General features: G+C 61.9%; 17 protein-coding genes. 3 read left to right on the top strand and 14 right to left on the bottom strand.

The features are described from left to right. Positions 1–141: 141 nt before the first annotated feature. From IFT47_RS08105 to IFT47_RS08090, 4 genes are all read right to left on the bottom strand, one after another. Positions 142–1,794: a bifunctional protein-serine/threonine kinase/phosphatase gene (locus tag IFT47_RS08105; protein WP_192172627.1), complete on the bottom strand. Its 1,653-nt coding sequence runs from the start codon at positions 1,792–1,794 to the stop codon at positions 142–144. Positions 1,795–1,845: 51 nt separating this feature from the next. Then, positions 1,846–3,057, bottom strand: coding sequence for a nitrate/nitrite transporter (locus IFT47_RS08100; protein WP_192172443.1), 1,212 nt, complete (start codon positions 3,055–3,057; stop codon positions 1,846–1,848). A gap of 322 nt (positions 3,058–3,379) precedes the next feature. Next, positions 3,380–3,955 carry an ANTAR domain-containing response regulator gene (locus IFT47_RS08095; RefSeq protein ID WP_192172444.1) on the bottom strand — a complete coding sequence of 192 codons (576 nt, stop codon included), beginning with the start codon at positions 3,953–3,955 and terminating at the stop codon, positions 3,380–3,382. Between the two features lie 12 nt (positions 3,956–3,967). Next, positions 3,968–5,176 carry a CmpA/NrtA family ABC transporter substrate-binding protein gene (locus IFT47_RS08090; protein ID WP_192172445.1) on the bottom strand — a complete coding sequence of 403 codons (1,209 nt, stop codon included), beginning with the start codon at positions 5,174–5,176 and terminating at the stop codon, positions 3,968–3,970. 274 nt (positions 5,177–5,450) lie between these two features. Here IFT47_RS08090 and IFT47_RS08085 point away from each other — a divergent pair, with 274 nt between their 5' ends. Beyond that, positions 5,451–6,482, top strand: coding sequence for a quinone-dependent dihydroorotate dehydrogenase (locus tag IFT47_RS08085; protein WP_192172446.1), 1,032 nt, complete (start codon positions 5,451–5,453; stop codon positions 6,480–6,482). A 146-nt stretch (positions 6,483–6,628) separates the two neighbouring features. On the opposite strand, the gene rmf is transcribed toward IFT47_RS08085, so the two are convergent. Next, positions 6,629–6,844, bottom strand: a complete 216-nt coding sequence (rmf, locus tag IFT47_RS08080) for a ribosome modulation factor (protein ID WP_074887169.1) — start codon at positions 6,842–6,844, stop codon at positions 6,629–6,631. A 570-nt stretch (positions 6,845–7,414) separates the two neighbouring features. On the opposite strand from rmf, the gene rlmKL reads away from it, so the two are divergent. After that, complete coding sequence (gene rlmKL / locus IFT47_RS08075) at positions 7,415–9,685, top strand: bifunctional 23S rRNA (guanine(2069)-N(7))-methyltransferase RlmK/23S rRNA (guanine(2445)-N(2))-methyltransferase RlmL (RefSeq protein WP_192172447.1); 2,271 nt, start codon at positions 7,415–7,417, stop codon at positions 9,683–9,685. Positions 9,686–9,788: 103 nt separating this feature from the next. Here the strand turns inward: rlmKL and IFT47_RS08070 are convergent, their stop codons facing one another. Next, positions 9,789–10,181, bottom strand: coding sequence for a RidA family protein (locus tag IFT47_RS08070; protein WP_192172448.1), 393 nt, complete (start codon positions 10,179–10,181; stop codon positions 9,789–9,791). A gap of 283 nt (positions 10,182–10,464) precedes the next feature. Here IFT47_RS08070 and IFT47_RS08065 point away from each other — a divergent pair, with 283 nt between their 5' ends. Continuing rightward, entirely contained in the window at positions 10,465–12,009 is a 1,545-nt protein-coding gene (locus IFT47_RS08065) for an EAL domain-containing protein (protein WP_192172449.1), read from the top strand. Positions 12,010–12,107: 98 nt separating this feature from the next. Here IFT47_RS08065 and IFT47_RS08060 read toward each other — a convergent pair whose 3' ends face one another. From IFT47_RS08060 to IFT47_RS08025, 8 genes are all read right to left on the bottom strand, one after another. Beyond that, the gene (locus IFT47_RS08060; protein WP_192172450.1) at positions 12,108–12,374 is read right to left on the bottom strand and encodes a hypothetical protein; all 267 of its coding nucleotides are present in this window, start codon (positions 12,372–12,374) and stop codon (positions 12,108–12,110) included. A gap of 162 nt (positions 12,375–12,536) precedes the next feature. After that, positions 12,537–12,959 (bottom strand): cupin domain-containing protein, encoded by a 423-nt coding sequence (locus tag IFT47_RS08055; RefSeq protein WP_192172451.1) that lies wholly within the window; start codon positions 12,957–12,959, stop codon positions 12,537–12,539. 204 nt (positions 12,960–13,163) lie between these two features. Beyond that, positions 13,164–13,478, bottom strand: a complete 315-nt coding sequence (locus tag IFT47_RS08050) for a hypothetical protein (protein WP_192172452.1) — start codon at positions 13,476–13,478, stop codon at positions 13,164–13,166. Between the two features lie 102 nt (positions 13,479–13,580). Further along, on the bottom strand, positions 13,581–15,011 hold the full coding sequence (locus tag IFT47_RS08045; RefSeq protein ID WP_192172453.1) for a DUF2723 domain-containing protein: 1,431 nt from the start codon (positions 15,009–15,011) through the stop codon (positions 13,581–13,583). A 37-nt stretch (positions 15,012–15,048) separates the two neighbouring features. Next, positions 15,049–16,023, bottom strand: coding sequence for a lysylphosphatidylglycerol synthase transmembrane domain-containing protein (locus tag IFT47_RS08040; protein ID WP_407073230.1), 975 nt, complete (start codon positions 16,021–16,023; stop codon positions 15,049–15,051). Between the two features lie 8 nt (positions 16,024–16,031). Further along, positions 16,032–16,772: an SDR family oxidoreductase gene (locus IFT47_RS08035; RefSeq protein WP_192172628.1), complete on the bottom strand. Its 741-nt coding sequence runs from the start codon at positions 16,770–16,772 to the stop codon at positions 16,032–16,034. 8 nt (positions 16,773–16,780) lie between these two features. Beyond that, on the bottom strand, positions 16,781–18,097 hold the full coding sequence (locus IFT47_RS08030; protein WP_192172455.1) for an FAD-binding oxidoreductase: 1,317 nt from the start codon (positions 18,095–18,097) through the stop codon (positions 16,781–16,783). Further along, positions 18,094–19,545, bottom strand: coding sequence for a UbiA family prenyltransferase (locus IFT47_RS08025; RefSeq protein ID WP_192172456.1), 1,452 nt, complete (start codon positions 19,543–19,545; stop codon positions 18,094–18,096). The genes IFT47_RS08030 and IFT47_RS08025 overlap by 4 nt, the downstream gene beginning before the upstream one ends. Positions 19,546–19,770: the final 225 nt, after the last annotated feature.

Here is a 19,770-nt window from a genome sequence, read left to right as displayed (position 1 = left end):
CCCGGCTCCGGCCGGGTTTTTCTTTGCCTGCGATTTAACCTCCTCTCGTCCCCATTCATTCCCGGTCTGATCGTCTAAGCGAATAGACAGAGATGAACCTGGATCCATCTAAGCAGATGCCCTTGAACGACTAATTCCGGACTAGCGTTTGAGCAGCAAACCCCACAAAACCAGATTGATCAGCAGCGACATCAGGGCAATTGCGCGCCAAACCTTGAGCGGCTCGCGCTCCAGCAGTGGGACAGTGCGTTTATCCAGCGGCGAAAGTTCGCCCTGTTGAAAATGCACGAGCCAGTGCTCCGCAGTCTCGAAGCGCTTCAGCGGATCAGCCAGCAGCGCGCGTTGCAGATGCTGCTCCAGCCACTCCGGGACATCCGGTCGGTAACGACTGACCGACAGCGGTTTGCCAAAGCGGCGGCGCTGGAAGGGCTCGATCTCGCCGTAGGGGTAATGACCGGTCAGCAGGAAATACAGCGTGACGCTGGCGGCATATAGGTCGAAACCCGGGCAGGGTTCTGCGCCTTCGAAGACTTCAGGCGCCATGAAGCTGGGTGTACCAGGCACGTCGCCGGCTTGATCCCCTGACAGACCCGGGCTGTAGGCGAGCCCGAAATCCAGGAGGCGCAAACCTCCCGCCTGCTCGAGCAGCAGATTCTCCGGCTTGATGTCGCGGTGAATGATGTTGCGCCGGTGCAGCAGACCAACGGCAGCGATCAACTCCCTGGCCAGACTCAGCCACGGCGACAGCGCCATCGGCCCTTCCTGCTCAAAGATCTCAGCCAGGGTCTGTCCGGGGTACTCGCGCATGACGTAGTACAAATGCTGGCGCTGGCCGAGCGGGTGCAGCTCGGGAAAGAAGCGACCCGCAACGCGACGCAGGAACCATTCTTCGAGCAACAAGGCCTCTGCCGCGCCGACCTCGTCAACCCGTGAGGGCGGCAGCGTCTTCAGCAGCCACGGTTGCTGCTGGCTGTCGCGTACGCGGAAGAGCAGGGACTGTCGCGAGTCGCTCAAGCGCGTTTCGACCTGCCAGCCTTCGAACATCTGGCCTGCTTTGAGAAGGGGTGGGGCAGGCCATTGCTGCAGTTGCAGCAGCGTTTCACCCAAGCTGTCCGAGCCCAACTGATCCACCTGGATCAGCAAGGCGCTGGCATTATCGGCGCTGCCGGACAGATGTGCGGCATTGACCAGCGTTCGGACAGCCGTGTCCAGATCTGCCTGTTCGTTGAGGATCGAGCCGATTCGGTCATCGCCCAGCGTTGCCCACACGCCGTCGCTGACCAGTAGCAAGCGCTCGCCGGGCCGCAGTTCGCCGTCCAGGTAATCCATGACCACGTATTGATCCAGGCCCAGCGCGCGTTTCAGCACGTGCTGCATGTCTGGCTGTTCCCATACGTGGTCCTGGCTGATTCGCTGCAGCAGCCCTGAGTGCCAGCGATACACGCGACAGTCGCCGACATGGGCGAGGGTGAATCGTCGCCCACGCAGGACCAGCGCACTGAGGGTGGTCAACAAGCCGTTGGCCAGCAGCCAGCGGTTCTGTGCCAGCAGCAGGCGGTCAAGGGCCTGGGCGACGCTCCAGGTTTCCGGCGTCGCGTAGTAGTCCATCGCCAGCGCTTGCAGCGTGGCCCGGGACGCCAGACCGCCATCGGCGCATTGGCTGACGCCGTCGGCAAGGGCGAACAGATAGCCCTTGCTGGCCGCGAGCGCCGGAGCAGGAGTGACCACGCGAAGGGCGTCCTGATTCTCCGCCCGCGGCCCGGTGGCGCTGAATTCGGCGACGCGCAGTTGCAAACCGGTCGCAGTGGGGGCGACCGGCGTCAGCGGCGGATTGACGCTCACGGCCTAGACACGGGCGGCGGTGACCGCGGCCGAGCCCCAAGTGGTTCTCCAGCGACGCTTGACGTTCATCAGGCCGAACCAGGCCAGCACGCCAAGGAACGCGAACAGCCACAGGCCCAGTTGGTACTCGCCAGTGTTCTGCTTGATCGCGCCGAGCCCGGCGGCGAGCAGGAAGCCACCGATGCCGCCGGCCATGCCGATCAGGCCGGTCATCACGCCGATCTCTATGCGAAAGCGTTGCGGCACCAGCTGGAACACCGCGCCGTTACCGGCACCCAGGCCGAGCATGGCCGCGACGAACAGCGCCAGTGCAGCCCATGAGCTGGGCAGGTTAAACCCGACGGCGGCGATGCAGATGGCGGCGACGGCGTACATGCCCGACAGCGTGCGAATCCCGCCGAAGCGATCGGCAAGGGCGCCGCCCAGTGGCCGCATCATGCTGCCGCCGAAGACGCAGGCGGCGGTGTAGTAACCCGCCGTCACCGGACTCAAGCCGTATTGATCGTTGAAGTAGCCGGGCAGGGCACTGGCCAGGCCGATGAAGCCGCCGAAGGTCACGCTGTAAAAGAACATGAACCACCAGCTGTCGCGGTCGCCCAGGGCTTTGAAATAGTCAGCCATGGATTTGGCTTTGGGGCGTTCCGGGGCGTTTTTCGCCATGAGCGAGAACGCGATGAGGGTCAGCAGCAATGGCGCGACGGCAAAGCCGAACACGTTGTTCCAGCCAAAGCTGGCGGCGAGGACGGGCGCGATCAGTGCGGCGAACACAGTGCCGGAGTTGCCGGCGCCGGCGATGCCCATGGCTTTGCCCTGGTGCTGCGGCGGGTACCACTGGGAGGCCAGCGGCAGGGCCACGGCAAAGGACGCGCCGGCCATGCCAAGGAATACGCCGAGCAGCAGCGCCTGTTCATAGCTGTGAATGCCCAGTTGCCAGGCGCCCAGCAGCGCGGTGATGACGATGACCTGGCCGATGATCCCGGCAGTTTTCGGCGACAACTGATCGGCGAGCATGCCCATGATGAAGCGCAGCACCGCACCCGCGAGAATCGGCGTGGCGACCATCAGGCCCCGCTGCTGGGTGGTCAGATGCAGGTCGGCGGCAATCTGCACGGCCATCGGGCCGAGCAGGTACCAGACCATGAAGCTCAGGTCGAAATACAGGAACGCTGCGAACAGTGTCGGTTTATGGCCGGCTTTCCAGAAACTCGTGTTCATCTACCACCTCATCTGCAGGGATTCGTGTCCGGTGGAGATGTCGCTCGCACCGCTACGGGTCAGGTCATGCAGGCGAAGCACCAGACCGGCACTCCACCCGCCCCGATGTGTTCAGGGCAAAAACGAAAAACGCCGCAGCCCTGTGCGCTTTCGCGAAGGGGTGCGACGTCTTTGTCGTGAGTGGGCAACCGCCGTTGGCTACCTGTGATGTGTAGCTAGCAATACATGGGCCAAATGTGCGCCGCGAGCTGTGGGCTGGAGAGACGGGCTGGATGAAACCGTCTGGATCAAACAAGCACGGCCAGCCCGAAAATGGAAAGGCTCAGCCCAACAGCTCACTCATGGCAATGATTTGTTCCGCCACCTGAATCAGTTTCTGCTGCCGGCTCATGGCCTGGCGTCGCATCAGGGTGTAGGCCTCTTCTTCGTTGCACTGCTTCATCTTCATCAGCAGGCCCTTGGCCGTTTCGATGCGCTTGCGTTCGGCCAGTTGCTGGTCGCGGGCATGCAGTTGCGCGCGCAGGTCCTGATCGCTTTCGAAGCGGGCCATGGCCACGTCCAGAATCGGCTGCAGGCGTTGCGCGTGAATGCCTTCGACGATGTAGGCGCTGACCCCGGACTTGATCGCCTGACGCATCACGACCGGGTCGTGCTCGTCGGTGAACATCACGATGGGGCGCGGCAGACCGCGGGTCACCAGCACCACTTGCTCCAGCACATCACGGCCCGGCGATTCGGTGTCGATGAGGATAACGTCCGGGCGCACGGCCTGAACCCGCGCCGGCAGGTCGATGATCAGCCCGGATTCGTCGATCACCTCGAAGCCGGCCTCGGTCAGCGCCGCTTTCAGGCGCCCGACCTTTTTGGGGGTGTCGTTGATCAACAGGATTCGCAGCATCTTGGCGTCTCCTCAGCGATCAGCATGAACGAGGGCGGCATCGGCCAGCGCGTGCAGCTTGAAGCTGCGGGCGTAACGCGCCGGGTCGCTGCCGTCCCAGATTTTGCCGTCGATCAACTGGCTGCTGCGCATCGGCGACACTGGTACAACGATGCCCAGCGCGTCGGCGGCCTCGCGGTACAGGTCGAGCTGCTGGACGCTGCGGGCGACGTCGAGATAATCCGGGTCTTCGCGGAGCAAACCCCAGCGGCGGAACTGGGTCATGAACCACATGCCGTCGGACAGCCAAGGCATGTTCACCTGACCGTCGCTATGGAAGCGGATCGCGTGATGGTCGTGCCATCGGTTGCCGAGCCCGTCGTCGTACTCGCCCAGCAGCCGGGATACGATGGCGCCCACAGGTGCATTCACGTACTCGGCGGCGCTGAGCAGCTGCGCGGTGCTGCGCCGGTTGTCGGTGCTCTCTTCGATGAAACGGCTGGCTTCAAGCACCGCCATCACCAGCGCCCGCGCCGTGTTTGGGTACTGCTCGGCGAATTCCAGGCTGCACCCCAACACCTTTTCCGGGTGATCCGGCCAGATGGCCTGGGAGGTCGCCAGGGTGAAACCCAGGTTCTGCTGAACCGCGCTGGCACCCCACGGCTCACCGACGCAAAAACCGTCGATGCGCCCGGCCTGCAAGTGCTCGACCATCTGCGGCGGTGGCACCACCACGCTGTCGACGTCGCGCAGCGGATGAATGCCCTGGCTCGCGAGCCAGTAATAAAGCCACAACGCATGATTGCCGGTGGGGAAGGTCTGGGCGAACGTCAGTTTTGAGTCGCTTTGGTGCGTGCGCCGATCGAGTGCCTCAGGAGTGGTCACGCCGGCATCCTGCAGCGCTCTCGACAGGTTGATGCTCTGGCCGTTCTGGTTCAGCCCCATCAGCACGGCCATGTTTTTTGCCGGCCCGGCCAGCCCCAGTTGCACGGCATAGACCAGACCGTAAAGGCTGTGGGCGGCGTGAAGTTCGCCGCTGACCAGTTTGTCGCGCAGGTTGGCCCACGATGTCTGCCGGTGCAGGTTGATGTGCAGGCCATAGGGCTGAGCGAAGCCTTGGGTCGCGGCGACGATCAGTGAGGCGCTGTCGGTCAGCGCCATGAAGCCGAGGTCGACACTGGTCAGTTCCGGTGCATCGCTGCCGTTGACCCAGGCCAGCGAGGGGGTAAGCGTTTCAGTCATGGTTGCCATTCCGCGCGGAAGCCGACGCGCTGGTCAGCGCTGCCGATCGTCCAAAAAAACACGCCGCCTCGCCCCGATTGAACCGGGGCGCCAGCGACGTCGTTGTCCTGTGGCTCGCTCCGCCATTGGATCGAGTCGATACAGGACGCCAAGCAAGCCATATGCCAGCGGGAGCCGAGGTTGTAAGCAAAGTTCTCGACATGCCTCGCGCTTCGCCCGCACCGGCGTTTATAATCCGCCGCTGATCCCAGCCGCAATCGAGCCGCCCCCGCCCATGTATAACCTGGCCCGCCAGTTACTGTTCAAACTTTCCCCGGAAACCTCCCACGATCTGTCCATTGACCTGATCGGAGCGGGCGGGCGTCTGGGGCTCAACGGCCTGTTCAACAAGGCGCCGATGCAGTTGCCGGTGACCGTCATGGGCCTGCGCTTCCCCAACCCGGTCGGGCTGGCGGCAGGGCTGGACAAGAACGGCGCGGCCATCGACGGCTTCGCCCAACTGGGCTTCGGTTTCGTCGAGATTGGCACTGTGACGCCGCGCCCGCAGCCGGGCAATCCAAAACCGCGCGTATTCCGTCTGCCCCACGCCCAGGCGATCATTAACCGCATGGGCTTCAACAACCTGGGCGTCGACCATCTGGTGAGCCGGGTGCAGGCCGCGCAGTACAACGGCGTGCTGGGCATCAACATCGGCAAGAACGTCGACACGCCGGTCGAGCGCGCCGTGGATGACTACCTCATCTGCCTGGACAAGGTGTACGCCCACGCCAGTTACATCACCGTCAACGTCAGCTCGCCCAACACGCCGGGACTGCGCAGCCTGCAATTCGGCGATTCGCTCAAGCAACTGCTCGAAGCCCTGCGGGTACGTCAGGAAGCGCTGACGCTGATCCACGGCAAACGCGTGCCGCTGGCGATCAAGATTGCCCCGGACATGAGCGACGAAGAGACCGTGCTGGTGGCCAGCGCGTTACTGGAATCGGGGATGGACGCGGTGATCGCGACCAACACCACCCTCAGCCGCAAGGGCGTCGAGGGCTTGCCCCACGGTGACGAAGCGGGCGGGCTTTCGGGCGCGCCGGTGCGCGAGCAGAGCACGCACATCGTCAAGGTGCTGGCGGGTGAGTTGGGTGGGCGCTTGCCGATCATTGCCGCTGGCGGCATCACCGAAGGCAGGCACGCAGCCGAGAAGATCGCGGCGGGGGCGAGTCTGGTGCAGATTTATTCGGGCTTTATCTATAAAGGGCCGGCGCTGATTCGCGAGTCGGTGGACGCGATCGCAGCGATGACTCGCCAAGCGGTCTGATCGCTGACGGCGTGAACGAAAAGAGGGGTTCCGACTGGAACCCCTCTTGGGCTTTAGCCCGCCGCCCGGGTGGGGCGTGCGTGGTCATGATGAAGCGATCAGGAATGTCGAAGAAGCTTAGGTCAGGCTGTAACGTGAGGGTGGCGTCAGCCGACCGCGTGAAGTTCGTTGAGTCTGTGAATGCCCGCAGTGCCGGTCATACCGTCCCAGTTGTCGCCGCGTCCTTCTCGCCAGCCATTGATCCAGGCTTGACGCACTGACGGTAGAGTAAATGGGCAAAGCTCACGGGATTTACCGGATACGCCGTACTGGTATCCGCGCGAAAATGCTCTTTCCATCGGATCACGCTTAAGTCTTCTCATAGGGTGTTGCCCTCGTTTGTTGACTGTAATGTCCCTGGAGACCTCAGGTTGAGGTCCGGCAGAAAATCCTCTGCCGTTAGCAGCCCGCTGCCGGCGTCGCGGGCTTGAGGCAACCGCCGTTGCAGCGATGACCTTGGGTGATTTCTAACCAATGAAAGATACGCTGTGAATGATCGTTTTGTCATAAGAACGTAACCATTCAAGCATTACGACCATAAGCGCTGACGCGTTTCAGCGCAGTTTTGTCAGAGGACCCCTTGAACCGGGGCTTTCACGTGGCAGTGCAAGTGTTTCGCAATTGAGAGTGCTGGCCGTTTGCGGTCAGTGGAAAAACGACGAAGGGTCGGCAATGTGACTTTTTATTGCAGCCACCGTCGTGCTGAATAGTGGTTTTTTAACATCAAAACGTCGGCGTTGATGCGCTGGCGGACCGTCGCACTCGAAATGTATCGGTGCGAGGGACAGGCACAAACTGTGTGCCGCGCAGGCGTCCTCCTTGAAAGGCATCTGTTGGAATCGGGCCGGACAATGCGTTGTCCGGCCGCTATGGCCTTAGGCTCTGGAATACTCATGTCGGACCGTTACGAACTTTTCCTCACGTGCCCAAAAGGCCTCGAAGGCTTGCTGGCGGAGGAAGCCACCGCCCTCGGTCTCGAGGAAACCCGCGAACACACTTCCGCCATCCGCGGCACCGCCGACATGGAGACCGCCTACCGGCTGTGCCTGTGGTCGCGTCTGGCCAACCGGGTGCTGCTGGTGCTCAAGCGTTTCCCGATGAAAGACGCCGAGGACCTCTACCACGGCGTGCATGACATCGAGTGGGCTGACCATCTGGAAGCGGAAGGTACGCTGGCCGTGGAGTTCAGCGGTCACGGTTCTGGCATCGACAACACCCATTTCGGCGCCTTGAAGGTCAAGGACGGCATCGTTGACCGCCTGCGCACGGCAGACGGCGTACGCCCGTCGGTGGACAAGCTCAACCCGGATCTGCGCGTGCACCTGCGTCTGGACCGCGGCGAAGCGATTCTGTCCCTGGACCTCTCCGGCCACAGCCTGCACCAGCGCGGCTACCGTCTGCAGCAAGGCGCCGCGCCGCTCAAGGAAAACCTGGCCGCCGCGATCCTGATCCGTTCCGGCTGGCCGCGCATTGCCGCTGAAGGCGGCGCGCTGGCTGACCCGATGTGCGGCGTGGGGACTTTCCTGGTCGAAGCGGCGATGATTGCCGCCGACATCGCGCCCAACCTCAAGCGCGAGCGCTGGGGTTTCTCCGCCTGGCTGGGCCACGTGCCGGCGATCTGGCGCAAGCTGCATGACGAAGCGCTGGAGCGTGCGCAAGCGGGTCTGGCCAAGCCGCCGCTGTGGATTCGGGGTTACGAAGCCGATCCGCGTCTGATCCAGCCGGGCCGCAACAACGTCGAGCGCGCCGGCCTGAGCGAGTGGATCAAGATCTACCAGGGCGAAGTGGCGACCTTCGAGCCGCGTCCCGATCAGAACCAGACCGGTCTGGTCATCTGCAACCCGCCGTACGGCGAGCGTCTCGGTGACGAAGCCAGCCTGTTGTATCTCTACCAGAACCTCGGCGAGCGCCTGCGTCAGGCCTGCCTGAACTGGGAAGCGGCGGTGTTCACCGGTGCGCCTGACCTGGGCAAGCGCATGGGCATTCGCAGCCACAAGCAGTACGCGTTCTGGAACGGCGCACTGCCGTGCAAGCTGTTGTTGATCAAAGTGCTGCCGGATCAGTTCGTCACCGGCGAGCGTCGCACCCCGGAGCAGCGTCAGGCCGAGCGTGAGCAAGCCGCCTACGATCAGGCGCCGGACGAGCCGCAGGAGCGCCAGTACAACAAGAATGGCAACCCGATCAAGCCGACGCCGGCCCCCGCGCCGGTCATCGAGCAACCGCGCCTGAGCGAAGGCGGGCAGATGTTCGCCAATCGCCTGCAGAAGAACGTCAAGGCGCTGAGCAAGTGGGTCAAGCGCGAAGGCATCGACTGCTACCGCGTCTACGATGCGGACATGCCCGAGTACGCCATGGCCATCGACCTGTACCACGACTGGGTCCATGTTCAGGAGTATGTGGCGCCGAAGTCCATTGATCCGGAAAAGGCTTCGATCCGTATGTTCGATGCGCTGGCGGCCATCCCTCAGGCGCTGGGCATCGACAAAAGCCGCGTGGTGGTCAAACGTCGCGAACGCCAGAGCGGCACCAAGCAGTACGAGCGCCAGAGCGCCCAGGGCAAATTCAACGAGGTCAACGAAGGCGGCGTGAAGCTGCTGGTCAACCTCACGGATTACCTGGACACCGGCCTGTTCCTCGATCACCGGCCGATGCGCATGCGGATCCAGCGCGAAGCGGCCGGCAAGCGGTTCCTCAACCTCTACTGCTACACCGCGACCGCCAGCGTGCACGCAGCCAAGGGCGGCGCGCGCAGCACCACCAGTGTCGATCTGTCGAAAACCTACCTGGACTGGGCGCGTCGCAACCTGTCGCTGAACGGCTTCTCGGACAAGAATCGTCTGGAGCAGGGCGACGTGATGGTGTGGCTGGAGGCCAGTCGCGAAGAGTACGACCTGATCTTCATCGACCCGCCGACCTTCTCCAACTCCAAGCGCATGGAAGGCGTGTTCGACGTCCAGCGCGATCAGGTTCAACTGATCGACCTGGCTATGGCGCGTCTGGCGCCGGGCGGCGTGCTGTATTTCTCCAATAACTTCCGCAAATTCCAGCTCGAAGAGACGCTGGTGGAGCGTTATGCGGTGGAGGAGATCACCCAGCACACCGTCGACCCGGACTTTGCACGCAACGGCAAAATCCACCGCGCGTGGAAGATCACCGCGCGCTGAGGGTGAATGGCAGGCTGAAGCGTCGGGATAACTGACGCATCAGCCTGGGTTTCCCGAAGCCGATGCGCCTGCGCGTCGCTCACACTGGCCACGCCGCTGATGATCAGCGCTGCACCGCCACGCACTTGATTTCCACCAGCAGTCCCGGCCTGGCCAGTTCGCTGACGCCGAGGCAGGTCCACGCGCAGGTGCCCCGGGGGAAGACCTTGTCCTTCACCTCCCTGAACACGGGCATGTGACGGTGCAGATCGACGTGGTAGGTCGTCAGGTCGACGACGTCTTCGAAGGTGCATCCTCCAGCGGCCAGCACGAGCCGCAGGTTTTCCCACGCGGCCAGGAATTGCTGCTCCGGGTCTTCGATGACTGTCAGCTCAGGGGTGCGACCGACCTGACCGGCGCAGTAAAGCGTTTTGCCGACCTTGACGGCAGGGGCATAGCCCGCGCGCTCGGCGAGTAGACGCATTTCGTCCGGGACGATGAGTTGACGGTCGGTCATGGGGTGGGCACTTTGAGTTTCGTTGGAGGCGCACGCTATCCCAGGTGGTTGATGTCCGTCCAGAGCGTGGGTGGCCTCTCGGTTTTCGAGAGGTGATGTGTGGCTGGCCCGAACGTCAGCGTTTTTCCGTTTTGCATTGAGAGCGCAGAAAGAACGTCGGCGCGAAGTGTTCGGGTGGCAAAACCTTCCGCGCCTCCTTGCCCGGTAGTCCAGGATAAATCACACTCCGAACGCCAGGTCATGATCATCGGGAAAGGATGAGTCCATTTTTTGAGGCAAGGGAATGCGTAAATCAAGAGTCATCATAATAGCCACCCTGTCAGGGCTGATAGGGGCTGTTTTGCCCATGATAACGATGGCTTACATTTCCTGGGAAAGGGCCCTGGCCAAAGAACGAACGCATTTGGAGACCTACTCCGAGCGGGCTCTCAAAAATATTAGTTTGTCATTGCAGCAAGGACTCAACGTTATATCGGACATGGAGAACTGGTCCGGAACTCCGTGCTCTCCCGAGCATATTTCGTTGATGCGAAAAGCGACCGTGAACACCCGTGCGGTGGAAGAAATTGATTATCTTGAGCAAGGGTCGCTTGCTTGTACCTCATGGGGAGTCACTTCGATACTGTCTGGATCGACGACGTCGACCTATACCGATGCGGGAGGCTATAAAATCAATGTTCGCCTCATCCCGCGTGACCACGGGATCCAGCCGATTACGATCATCCATCGTGGTGCCTACAACGTACTTATAAATGCAGAAAGGCTGAGCGACATCATTCTGGATGATCGAATGCAGCTCGGGGTTTTTTACCAAGGTCAGTTAGTGAATATCTCTCGGGGCGCGGATGAAAAGACGATTTCCCGACTTGCATCAAGTCAAGATCGAAATAATAAAGACTATCTCCATGCGGCTTCCACTCAGGACGACTGGTCCGCGCTTGTGATGGAGCCCATTACCAGCGTCGACACAAGCTTTTACAGCGAGCTGGCCTGGATGCTGCCGATTGGCATAGGTATCGGTTTCGTCGTCGTGCTATCCGTCATCCGAATCATGCGCATCAGACTCTCGCCGATGGCGGAGATGCAGATCGCAATCGCCCAGCGGGAGTTCACTGTTCACTATCAACCGATCATTGATCTTGAAACTGAACAATGTACAGGGGCCGAGGCATTGGTCCGATGGCTGAGGCCGGACGGAACGGTTGTGGCCCCTGATCAGTTCATTCCGCTGGCTGAAGAAACAGGGCTGATTTTGCCCATCACTGACCAAGTCATCCAGGGCGTCATCAGAGACATGGCGCAACTTCTGCGAGATAACCGTCATCTTCATGTCGCCATCAACATATGTGGAGATGATCTTAAATCCGGGCGTTTTCTTGACACGCTTGATCATGCATTGAAAGGCTCCATGATTGACAACAGTCAAATATGGATAGAGGCAACTGAGCGAGGCTTCATTGATGTTGAATCGGCCGTCGCGACACTTGAAAGAGCTCGGGCGCTGGGGTTCAAGATAGCCATCGATGACTTTGGTACGGGGTACTCCAGTTTGCAATATCTGGAGCGCCTTCCTGTCAATGTGCTCAAGATAGATAAATCTTTCGTGGACGCCATCGATAAATCTTCAGCGTCCAGCTCGGTGGTGACGCATATTATTGCAATGGCTAAAACACTGGGTCTGGACATTGTTGCCGAGGGGGTCGAGAGCCCCCATCAAGCAGATTACCTGCGAATGCATAAGGTAGATTACGCTCAAGGTTGGCTGTACTCGAAAGCATTGCCCTCCCAGGATTTTCTGAACTTCATCAATACCCAAAAAAACCGCTAGGCAATCCCCGCGATGTCACACAGGTCGAGGAGCTGGACATTGCCAGAAGCGGGGCACCTTGGCGGTGCCCGCTGCGCTGAGTTTCTGCTCAACAGGGATTAATGCACCGCCCACGAACGGGGTGCCGGAGTGTGGCTGAATTTGGAGATGCCTTTGACCCAGAATCGTCGATGAGGATTCTGGTCCGGCGGCAGCAAGGGCTGACTCGACCACTGGTGATGACGCTTGGCTTCATCGCGATACGCTTTCCACTCCATGGCCTCGGCGGTGTCCTGCGCGGCGCGTTCGTCATCGAACCAGCCCAAAACAGAAACTTCACCTTGATCGCGGCCATGCTCTACCAGCAGAAAAATGTTTGTGTACATACCTGTGCCTTTCACTGATCCGGTCCGACCCGACATTTCGGGCTCTACGAATAGCGTATCGACAGCGGCGGCGGAAAATTTAGCCCCGGGTTTCTCTGCCGGCTTTTGCGGTGTGACGGCCGGCGCCTTCCTGGCGAAAGCCGGTCCCACGGGACAGCGGCATCACTTTGGCAGCGGTGTGAGGATGTCAGCCTTGTCGTCCAGCAGAATGAACACCAGCAACTTCGCAGGCTGGGTGGCGCTGGCGTTTCGCGATTCGAAGTGCTTGGAGCCAGCCGGCTCGTACCACGTCTGGCCCGCCTTATAGGTGATCGCCTTGCCGTCGTTGACTCTCGAGATCACTTCGCCTTCCAGCACGTAAGCGATCGCGCTGCCGCTGTGGCTGTGGGCGATGGAGGCCTGGCCCGGCGTGTAATCGACGGTCAGGACCATAGCTTTTTTGCCCGGTGCATTGAGCATCGGGTGCTCTTCCAGCACGGTGACCTTTTCCTGCTCGGCATCGTGGGCCTGGATGCTCCCCACGGACAGCAAGCCGGCGAAGGCCAGCCAGCAGAGCGGGGCGGTGAGGAGATTGAGGGGTTTCATGAGCGGATCATCCGGCAGCGATTGATGACTACTACGCTAAGCCCGCCGATGCAACGCGGCTACGTCCAATTGCCCAGGAGATCACGGGACCAATGGCTGATCCCCAGAAACGAAAAAAGGGCCGAATCACATTCGGCCCTTCATCGTATTTAGCGTCGCCCTGGCGCAATCGCGCTCAAGGGCACACGATCATCACAACAGCGACTACTTGCTGCCGCTGGACCCGCTTGCGCCACCGCCAGTACCGCCGCCGCTGCCGCCCATGCCGTTACCGTTGGTCATGCCACCGCCATCAGCGTCGGTGCGGTTGGTGCCGTTGGTGCTGCCCATACCTTTGGTGCCTGGGGTCGACGTGCCTGGCGAGCTGCCGTCGCTGCTCTGACCGCTGGTGGAGGTGCTTGGCTTAGGACCGTTCTTGTCGATCGGATCGGTTGGGCCTGTGGAACCTGCAAATGCGGAGCCAGTAGCAACAGCCATCAGGCCAGCGAGTGTCAGGGCAGTCAATTTTGTCTTGATCATGATGTGAATCCCTTTGTTGTCATGGATACCTATTGGTCAGTCGGGGAATGCAAGAGGTGCATTCGTCCCGACGAACGGTCATCCACGATCACTCAGGTTTGGCTATTTCGCGCGCAGCTCGTATCCCACCGCCAACGTCTGCAGATCAAAGCGATCGGAAATGCTCGAGCAGTAGCTGGTCCGCGCCAGGAAGGCCCCGGGGCCGTTCAAATAGGACTCGATGTCCTGCGCGCCTTCACACAGCGCTATCGTTCGACCCTTGAGCAACCCGCTGGCCTGCGCCGAGCGCAGCGCACCGTTGGGCGTCCAGTCGGCGACGATCAGCGCGCCTTCCGGAGCCGATTGTTCGTAACTGTGCACGAAGGCTTCCGCCGAGCGATCCCGCAAGTACGGCGCCATGAAGTAATGGATATCGTCACGGAACGGCAGCGCTTCCTTGTGGGTCGGCAGCGCAACGGCGCCGCTGGCGTAAATCGCGTACACCGCCAGAATGGTCACCGGGCCGCTGAAGGGCAGCGCGTAAGCGACCACGGCGGCCTTGCGACGCGCCAGCCACGCCTGCACATGGATCACGCCGATGATGCTCAACAGGACCGCACCCGGCAGGAAAAACGTGAAACGATCGGTGACGTTGTACGACACCGCAAAGATGAAGTTCAGCACCGCCGCGCACCACAACAGTCGCAGGCGCCGGCTTCTGGGGAACAGCACCAGCGCCACCAGTTGCGGGCCAAGCAACGACAGCAGCAGCAGCGCCACTGAGTTCTTTTCGTGCCACATGTCGTCGAAGCGAAACAGCGAGCCCTGCCAGCTTTGCTCGGTGGGGTTGTCGGGGATGCCGATCAGGTAACGATGGCCGATATCGATCAGGCTCAGGCCGTTCTGCATCTCCTGCAGAACACCGGGAATCGCCACCGCAAAGCCCAGCACAAACCCCGGAATCGTCACCAGAACCCGCGCCCTGTGCTGCCACACCAGTTGCACATACAGCGGGAACAGCACGATGAACGTCAGTTGATGAATGGCCGCAGCCAGTCCGGTGAGGATGCCGATGACGAACAACGCGGTGAGCAGGCCCAGACGCGATTTATCGCGAAAATGCACCATGTACGCCAGGGTCACCAGCAGCGTGTGCAGCAGGTAAACCTCGGCCTTGGTCGAAACCCAGAACACGCAATGGCACAACACCGCAGCGGCAATCGCCAGCAAGGCCTGCTGCGACGTGGCGCCGACGCCCTTGGCCAGACGGAAGATCGCCCAGCCCAGCGGGATCAGCAGCATCGAGTTCATGAAACTCAGCACCAACGGGCCGAAATTCGCGAACAGCGCCGTGGTGACGAACAGGTACAGCGGGTGATCCAGCGGCCCGAGGGTTTCGCTGAAGTAGCGGCCCTGCGAGGCGTCGGCGATGAAGATGCCGTTGTCCATCCACTGAATCGGTCCGCTGGAGGCCAGAAAACTCCAGAGGACGGCGGCCACCGCCAGCAACAGGGGAATGCCAAACAACGCTCGATAACGTACTGCTGCCACCATGACTTGCACTCCTGTCCCTTAATCCCGTCGAAAAGCGTTATTGAATCGGTTGAGCCCGAGGCGCCGATGCCTCGCTTTTGAGCTTGATCAGCATCACCGCGCCGATGGCCACGGCGAACCACAGCGTCGCCAGCCGAATCAGTACGGTGGCGGCCACGGCGTCGGCGCTGTTCATGCCTTTCCACACCAGCAGCCCGACCATCACCGCCTCCGCGCCCCCCAGCCCGCCGGGCATAAAGCTCACGGCGCCGGCCAGCATTGCCAGGGCGTAGACGAACACCGCGAAGGTCAGCGAGATGTCGGCGCCCATCCATTTCAGAATCCAGTCGAACGCCAGGGCCTCGGCGCTCCAGGCGGCGACGCTGAGGGCGGTCAGGCCGAGCATCAGGCGCAGGCGATGGCATTGCTGCGCATGCACCAGCACCTGCAGCAGATGGCGCAGCAGCCCGAGCACCTTGCCGCCACCGGCCGGCACTGTTTCGGTGATCCGCTCAAGCAGGCGACGTTGCGACAGCACCACCAGCCCGACCGCCACCAGCGCCACGCCGACCACGATCATCGGCCACGCCTGGGGGTACAGCGACAGGCCGAACAGGGTCAGCAACACCACCGCAAACAGGTCCGACAGCCGTTCGCTGAAAAACGCCGCGAAGCTCTGCGGGTAGGGCACGCCCCAGCGTTTCAGCAGCACGCCGCGCAAGGCTTCACCGGCCTTACCCGGCGTGGTGGTCAGGGCAAAGCCGGCCAGATAAATGTTCAGGCTCGGCCGCCACGGCATCGGATGGCCGAGCACCTTCAGGTAGGTCTGCCAGCGGACAAAGCGCAGCCCGTAATTCACAGACGACATGAGCAGCGCGATGCCGATGCCGACCAATCCGACCTCACTCACCGCGGCGCCCACCGCCTGCCAGCCGCCCCACAGCGAAAAGCCCAGATACCCCAGCGCCGAACCGACCACCGACAGCACCACCGCCCGGTAGCGCCAGCCGGACAGGTGCGAAGGCTCTGTCACGGCTTCGCTCATAGATTCAGCCTCTTGAACACCGGCTGCGGAATCGAACGAATGACCAGCATGATCAGCGCCCAGAAACCCGGTGCGTACAGCGTCGGCACTTTGTTGGCGATGCCCTTGACGATGCGCTGGGCAACCTGCGCCGGTTGCGCCAGCAAGGCTGCCGGCAACGACAGGCCCTGGGTCATCGGCGTGTCGACGAAGCCCGGCTTGATGGTGGTGACGTGCACGCCGACCTTGAACAGCCGCGCCTGCAAGCCTTCGCAGTAGGTCGACACCGCCGCCTTGGCGCTGCCGTAGAGGTAATTGGAAGGGCGGCCTCGGTCAGCCGCCACCGAAGAAATGATCGCCAGGCTGCCGCAGCGCTGGGTCTCGAACTGCATCGCCAGCACGGTCAGCAGGGCGATCACCGAGGTGCAGTTATTGGCAAATTCCTTCAGGGCCATGTGCACGTCGCGCTCGCAGGCCTTCTGGTCCGGCAACGTGCCGTGGGCGATCAGGGCGATGTCGATCTGACCCAGGGCGGTCAGGCAGCGCCCCATCATCAGCGGGTGCGCCTCGATGTCGTTGGCGTCCATCTCGTGCAGCGTGACGTTGCTCGCCCCGCGCGCCTTGAGGTCAGCGTCGGTCTGCTGCAGCTTCTCGACGTTGCGCGCCACGAGGAAAAAATCGCTGCCCTCCGTGGCCCACAGCCGCGCGCAGGCACTGGCGATGGCGGAGGTGGCGCCGATGATCAGGACTTTCTTCACGGCAGTTTTCATAGGATCACACGGCTCCAGAAACGGGACATCAAAGAGGGATCGCGCAGCGCTTCCAGCTGCTCCCAGGCGGGGTAGGCACGACGGAAATCGGCGCCACTCATGTGGGCGTCCTTGGCCGGGTACAACCGCCCGCCGGCAGCGCGAACAATGTCGTCCAGACGTGGGAACAGAACGTTTTCCAGCGCCTCGCTCTGGGCAAAATCCAGCGCCAGCGAAGTGCCCTCCAGCGGGAACGACAGCAGACCCGGCGAGGCAATGTCGCCACAGCGCTTGAGCACGGCGAGGAACGAGCCCTGGCCGGCGTCGGCGATGGTGCGCAGCAGTTCGCCCATGGCCGCTTCGGCGTTCGCCGCAGGCACCACACACTGGTATTGCTGAAACCCCCGGCGGCCATAAATACGGTTCCAGTGCAGGATCCCGTCGAGGGGGTAGAAGAAGGGTTCGTAAGCGCTGCGGCCCTGCTTGCGCTGGCAGGGGTGCAGGCGCCAGTAGAGGCTGTTGAAGGCGCTGAGGGAGACTTTGTTGATCAGCGACACCGGCGGCGTCAGCGGCACGCTGAGCTTCTTGCGCTGACCGACGTCGAGGGAGCCGTACTGCGCGTGATCACCAACGATGAACACCCCGCGTCCGGTCTCGGCGCCCTTGGCCAGGCAGTCCACCCAGGCAACGCTGTACTCATGACGCGCGTCGAGCTCGGTCGACAGCGCAAAAAACTCGGCCAGATTGGCGAAGCGCACGGTGGTGGTGTCGATCTGGCTGGCGCGGATCGGCATCAGCTGAATCTGCGCCCAGTGAATGACCCCGGTCAGGCCGAGGCCGCCGATGCTGGCGGCGAACAGGTCGGGGTGGGCATCAGGCGAGCACGTCACTTCCGGCTCGCCATGGCGCAACAGGCCGAAGCCCAGCACATGACGGCCAAAGGTGCCGCGCACGTGATGGTTCTTGCCGTGAACGTCATTGGCGATGGCGCCGCCCAGCGTGGCGAACTGAGTCCCGGGCGTCACCGGCAAAAACCAGCCTTGGGGGATGGCCACGGCCAGCACTTCCGCCAGGGTGATGCCGGCTTCGGCCTTGATCACGCCGGTGGTCCAGTCGGCCTCGATCAGCCGGTCGAGCGAGCGCATGTGCAGCACTTCGTCGCTGGTGGCCAGGCAACTGTCGCCGTAGCTGCGGCCGTTGCCGTAGGGCAGGCTGCTGCGGTGGGCGCCGATCACGCGGTCCATCTGCGCCGGCAGTTCGTCCAGCCACACGCAGCCGTGACCGCGTTGCGGTCGACGGGGGAAACGTCCCCAGGAATACAACGGTGCGCTCATGCGGCGATCCAGAACATCATCAGAAATGCGGCGCCGATCAGTTGGCTGGTGCGGTCACGGATGGCGAACACCACTGGGTCTTCGTTCATCTGCCCGCGATGGGTCAGCATCCACACCCGCGTCACCCAAAACAGCAGCAGCGGGCAGGCCAGCCAGATGATGTGCGGCGTGACGTACAGCTCGGTGGTTTTCGCGTCCTGGATGTACAGCGCCAGCACCATCACCGCGAGATAACCCGACGACGCCCCCAGCGAGGCGATCATGTCCAGGTCGCCGGGGTGGTAACCGCGGCCGCGGGCGAGGGTGTTCACCTCCCGGGCGCGGGCATCGCGCAGCTCGGCGTAGCGCTTGACCATCGCCAGGCTGAGGAAGATGAACATCGAAAACGCGAGGATCCAGAACGTCAGGGTCAGGCTGAACGCCGCGACGCCGGCAATGATCCGCGCGGTGTAGAGCATCGCCAGGGCAATCACGTCCCAGGCCATCAGGCGTTTGAGCCTCAGCGAATACGTCAGCGTCAGGCCGTAGTAGGCAGCCATCACTGCCGAGAATTGCCAGGGCAGGAGCAACAGCGCGGCGCCAAAGGCCAGCGCCAGCAGCGTCGGCACCATCACCAGCCCGGTCTTGATCGACAGACGCCCACTGGCGAACGGCCGGTTGCATTTGCTCTTGTGGTGGCGGTCGTCGCACAGGTCCAGCAGGTCGTTCAGGATGTAGACGCTGGAAGCGCACAGGCCGAAGCAGAGGAAGGCGATGACCCCGTCGCGCATCAGCTCGAATTGCGCCAGGCGATGGGACGCCAGCAGCGGCACGAAGATCAGCGCGTTTTTCAGCCACTGGTGCAGGCGCAGGGCCCTGCGCCAGTCCCGCAGGCTTGGCGTGTTGCTATGAATGGTCGGTTCGACGCGCACTTGCGCGTTTACTTTTGCTTCCACCCCGCGATCGGGGTTGACCACATAGGCGTGGCGGGACACATCCCATATGGGCAAATCATCTTTCGAGTTGCCGACGTAATCGAAACCGCCCTCGCCGAAGTGCGCAACTAACAGGTCGCGCTTGTTGTTGCCGGACAAGTTGCGGTTGGTATTGGAGGCCAGCACCAGATCAAATAACTGCAGATGTTCGGCGATGCGCTCGGCCAGGCTTACATGACTCGCCGTCGCCAGCACCACCATCCGGCCGGTGTCGCGTTCGCGCTGGATCATCTCGAGGATCTGCGGATCGTACGGGAGCACTGATACGTCTATTTCGGAGTTGAGGGCCAGGCCTTCCTTGAGCGCGGCCTTGCTTTTGAACAGCCACCCCAGCATTTTCAGGGCTTTCAGCGGCTGGCCTCGAACAAACGCCATGGCCGTTTCCATGAGCAGATCCGAGCGCAATAACGTGCCGTCTAGATCAACTACCAACGGTGGGGAAGTTTCGAGAACTCGTCCCTGAATTCTGGCCATAGTGAGTGCTCCTGTAGGGTCACAGAACTATAAACAAAATAGGATTTTCACAACTTCATTTAAATTAAAGGGGCTCGCCCGGCACGTCGGCGAAGTGGCGTCAGAATAAAATGGCGTGTTTTTTAGGTAAGTCTGCGGGATTGTTTCTCGTTAATAAGCCGAGCGCTGCCGGGGAATTGGCGACTAACTAATGACTTCTCGAGAGTGACGGTTTAGTGCCGTATT

Source organism: Pseudomonas sp. CFBP 13711, from assembly GCF_014842265.1.
GTDB lineage: Bacteria > Pseudomonadota > Gammaproteobacteria > Pseudomonadales > Pseudomonadaceae > Aquipseudomonas.
The sequence above is the reverse complement of the archived record's forward strand: the minus strand, read 5'-3'. Positions and strand labels throughout refer to the sequence as shown.